Raw genomic sequence first — 3,401 nt, 5'->3', positions numbered from 1 at the left:
ACGAATTCGACGCCACCGTCTGCTGGCTCTCCGACAAACCCCTCACCCCCGGCGCCCGCGTCCTGGTCAAGCACGGCACCCGCACCGTCCAGGCCATCGTCACCGAACTCCGCACCCGCTTCGACGAGCAGAACCTGACCACGGTCGAGGACCCCGGCACGTTGACGCTCAACGAGATCGGCCAGGTGACGGTCCGCGCCACCGCCGCCGTCCCGCTGGACGACTACACGAACAGCCGCCGCATGGGCAGCTTCCTCGTCATCGACGTCGCCGACGGCAGCACGCTCGCCGCCGGCCTGATCGGCGACCCCCTCACCACGATCACCCGGGACGTCGCGCTGGCGGGCGTGCCGTGATCCGAGTGCTCCTCGCGCTCCTCCTGGTCCTGGTCGGCTGCACTCGGGCCGACCGAGGGGAACGGACCTCGGCGGCCGAACAGGGCCCGGCCGCCGAGGTCCGTCTCGGCTACTTCCCCAACATCACCCACGCGTCGGCGCTGCTGGGTGTGGAGCGCGGGCTGTTCACCGCCGAGCTCGGCGCGACCCGGTTCGTGCCGGTCACCTTCAACGACGGCGGCGCGGCGGTGAACGCGCTGCTCGGCGGGTCGCTGGACGTGGCGTTCCTCGGTCCGGGCCCGGCCATCAACGCCTACGCCAAGTCCGACGGCGAGGCGGTCCGGCTGGTCTCCGGCGCCACGTCGCGCGGCGCGCAGCTGGTGGTCAGGGCGGGGATCGACCGGCCGCAGCAGCTCATCGGCCGCACGATCGCCAGCCCCGCCCTGGGCAACACCCAGGACATCGCGCTGAAGAAGTGGCTCGCCGCCTCGCAGCTCACCGACGCGGTGAACGTGACCAACGTGGAGAGCGCGCGGGCGCTCGACGGGTTCCTCCAGGGCCAGTTGGACGGCGCCTGGCTGCCCGAGCCGTGGTCGTCCCGGCTGGTGCTGGAAGCGGGCGCGCACGTCCTCGTGGACGAGCGGACCCTCTGGCCGGACGGCGAGTTCCCGTCCACGGTGGTCGTCGTGCGGACGCCGTTCCTGCAGGCGCACCCGGAGACCGTGCGGGCCGTGCTGCGGGGGCTGGTTCGGGCCGAGCAGTCCGTCACCCAGGACCCGGCGCGGGCCAAGCAGGACATGAACGCCCACCTGCGGAAGGCGACGAGCCGAGCCCTGCCGGAGGCCACGATCGACCGCGCCTTCGCCAACATCCGACTCACCACCGATCCCAACGCGGCGGCGTTCGACCAGTTGGCTCGTGACGCCCTCGCCGCGGGTGTGCTCAAGGCACCGATCGACCTCGCCGGGTTCGTCGAGCCGGGCCCGTTGACCGCGGTGCTGTCCGAACTCGGCCTGCCCACCAGCCCACAGAGGATTCCATGACCAGCACCCTCGAACCCCTGTCCACCGCGACGGACTACGCGGTCCGGCTGACGTCGGTCAGCAAGACGTTCGGCCACGGCGAGTCCGCCGTCACCGCCGTCGACCGCGTCGACCTCACCGTGCGACCGGGCGAGTTCGTCTGCCTGCTCGGCGCCTCCGGCTGCGGCAAGAGCACCCTGCTCAACCTGATCGGCGACCTGGAGGCGCCCACGTCGGGCCAGGTCGAGCTGACCACGGGTCGGCCCGCGGTGATGTTCCAGGAGGCGGCGTTGCTGCCGTGGCTGACCGCGGCGCAGAACGTCGAGCTGCCGCTGCGGCTGGCCGGGTTGGACCGGCGGGCCCGCCGGGACCGCACCGAGCAGCTGCTCGGCCTGGTCCGGCTGGCCGGGACCGGCGGCAAGCGGCCGCACGAGCTGTCCGGCGGCATGCGGCAGCGGGTCGCGCTGGCCCGCGCCCTGGCGTGCACCGGTGACGACAACGCCCTGCTGCTCATGGACGAGCCGTTCTCCGCGCTCGACGCCATCACGCGTGACGTGCTGCAGGCGGAGTTGCTGCGGGTGTGGCGGGAGACCGGCACGGCGGTCGTGTTCGTCACGCACGACGTGCGCGAGGCCGTGCGCCTGGGCCAGCGCGTGGTGCTGCTGTCGTCACGTCCGGGCCGGGTCATGCAGGAGTGGTCCGTGGCCGGCGAGGACGGCATCGTCGACGAGATCAACACCAGGCTCCGCGAGGTGATCAGCAGCCATGTCGTCGCGTAGCGCCGTCGAGCGGGAGGACGACGAGGCGGTCGAGGCGGGGCTGGACGCGCTGACGTCGCCGGTCGCCGCGCCGTCGAACGGGCGGGCCCGGTTCGTGGGCCGCGTGCTGCCGCCGGTGATCGCGCTGGTCGTCATCGGGTGCCTGTGGCAGGCGCTGTGGGCGTCGGCGATCTGGCCGGAGTTCCAGCTGCCCGCGCCGGTCACCGTGCTGGACCAGATCGCGCAGCAGGTCCGCAGCGGTGACATCGTCGGCTTCCTGTGGGTGTCCGTGCACCGCGCGGTGATCGGGTTCGGGGTGTCGGTGGTGGTCGCGGTGCCGCTCGGCCTGCTGATCGCCAACGTCTCGCCGGTGCGGCGGGCCATCGGCCCGTTGATCTCGGGCTTGCAGAGCCTGCCGTCGGTGGCGTGGGTGCCCGCGGGCGTGCTGTGGTTCGGCCTGACCGACTACGCGATCTACTTCGTGGTGCTGCTGGGAGCGGTCCCGTCCATCGCGAACGGCCTGGTGTCGGGCGTGGACCAGATCCCGCCCATCTTCCACCGGGTCGGGGTGGTGCTCGGCGCGACCCGGCTGGCCGCGGTCCGGCACGTGCTGCTGCCCGCCGCGCTGCCCGGTTTCCTGGCCGGGTTGAAGCAGGGGTGGGCGTTCTCGTGGCGGTCGCTGATGGCCGCCGAGCTGATCGCCACCTCGCCGCAGCTCGGCGTCGGCCTCGGCCAGGTGCTGCACAACGGCATGTCGCTGTCGGACATGTCGCTGGTCATGGCCGCGATCGTGCTGATCTTCTTCGTGGGTGTCGGCATCGAGCTCGCGCTGTTCCGCCCGCTGGAGCGGTCGGTGCTGCGGGCACGCGGCCTCAGCGGAGGGCTGTAGGTGCTCATCGCCGTCGCGCACGGCAGCCGTGACCCGCGCTCCGCGGCGGCTGTCCGGCAGCTGGTCGCCGCCCTGCCCGGCGCCCGGCCCGCCTTCCTCGACCTGTCCGAGCCGCTGCTCGCCGACGTCCTCGCGGACGTGGGTCAGGGCGAGGCGGTGGTCGTGCCGCTGCTGCTGGGCAGCGCCTACCACGCCCTGGTCGACATCCCGGAGATGGTCGACTCGGCGACCGCGCGGTCGCCGGGGCTGTCGGTTCGGGTCACCGACGTGATCGGGACGGACCCGCGGGTCGCCGACGCGGCGCTCGCCCGGCTCGCCCAGGCCGGTGCGCGGCCTGGTGACGGCCGGCTGGGCGCGGTGCTCGCGGGCGCGGGTTCGTCGCACGCGGCGGCCAACG

Annotated in this window: 5 protein-coding genes; all 5 read left to right on the top strand. The window is 73.2% G+C overall.

Features of this window, described 5'->3' with window-relative positions:
* The coding region (locus ACFQ3T_RS35400) for an elongation factor 1-alpha C-terminal domain-related protein (protein ID WP_452603495.1) at positions 1–356 on the top strand (356 nt) is incomplete at its 5' end.
* 5 nt (positions 357–361) lie between these two features.
* Entirely contained in the window at positions 362–1,378 is a 1,017-nt protein-coding gene (locus ACFQ3T_RS35395; protein WP_380730307.1) for an ABC transporter substrate-binding protein, read from the top strand.
* On the top strand, positions 1,375–2,136 hold the full coding sequence (locus ACFQ3T_RS35390) for an ABC transporter ATP-binding protein (RefSeq protein WP_380730305.1): 762 nt from the start codon (positions 1,375–1,377) through the stop codon (positions 2,134–2,136). Before ACFQ3T_RS35395 ends, ACFQ3T_RS35390 begins: the two co-directional genes overlap by 4 nt.
* Entirely contained in the window at positions 2,123–3,004 is an 882-nt protein-coding gene (locus tag ACFQ3T_RS35385) for an ABC transporter permease (RefSeq protein ID WP_380730303.1), read from the top strand. The genes ACFQ3T_RS35390 and ACFQ3T_RS35385 overlap by 14 nt, the downstream gene beginning before the upstream one ends.
* Positions 3,005–3,401: sirohydrochlorin chelatase (locus ACFQ3T_RS35380; RefSeq protein ID WP_380730301.1), on the top strand; the 397-nt coding region annotated here is incomplete at its 3' end. It abuts the gene before it with no gap.

The sequence above is a fragment of the Saccharothrix hoggarensis genome (assembly GCF_042678885.1).
Classification (GTDB): domain Bacteria; phylum Actinomycetota; class Actinomycetes; order Mycobacteriales; family Pseudonocardiaceae; genus Actinosynnema; species Actinosynnema hoggarensis.
This window is presented reverse-complemented; position numbering and strand designations above follow the sequence as displayed.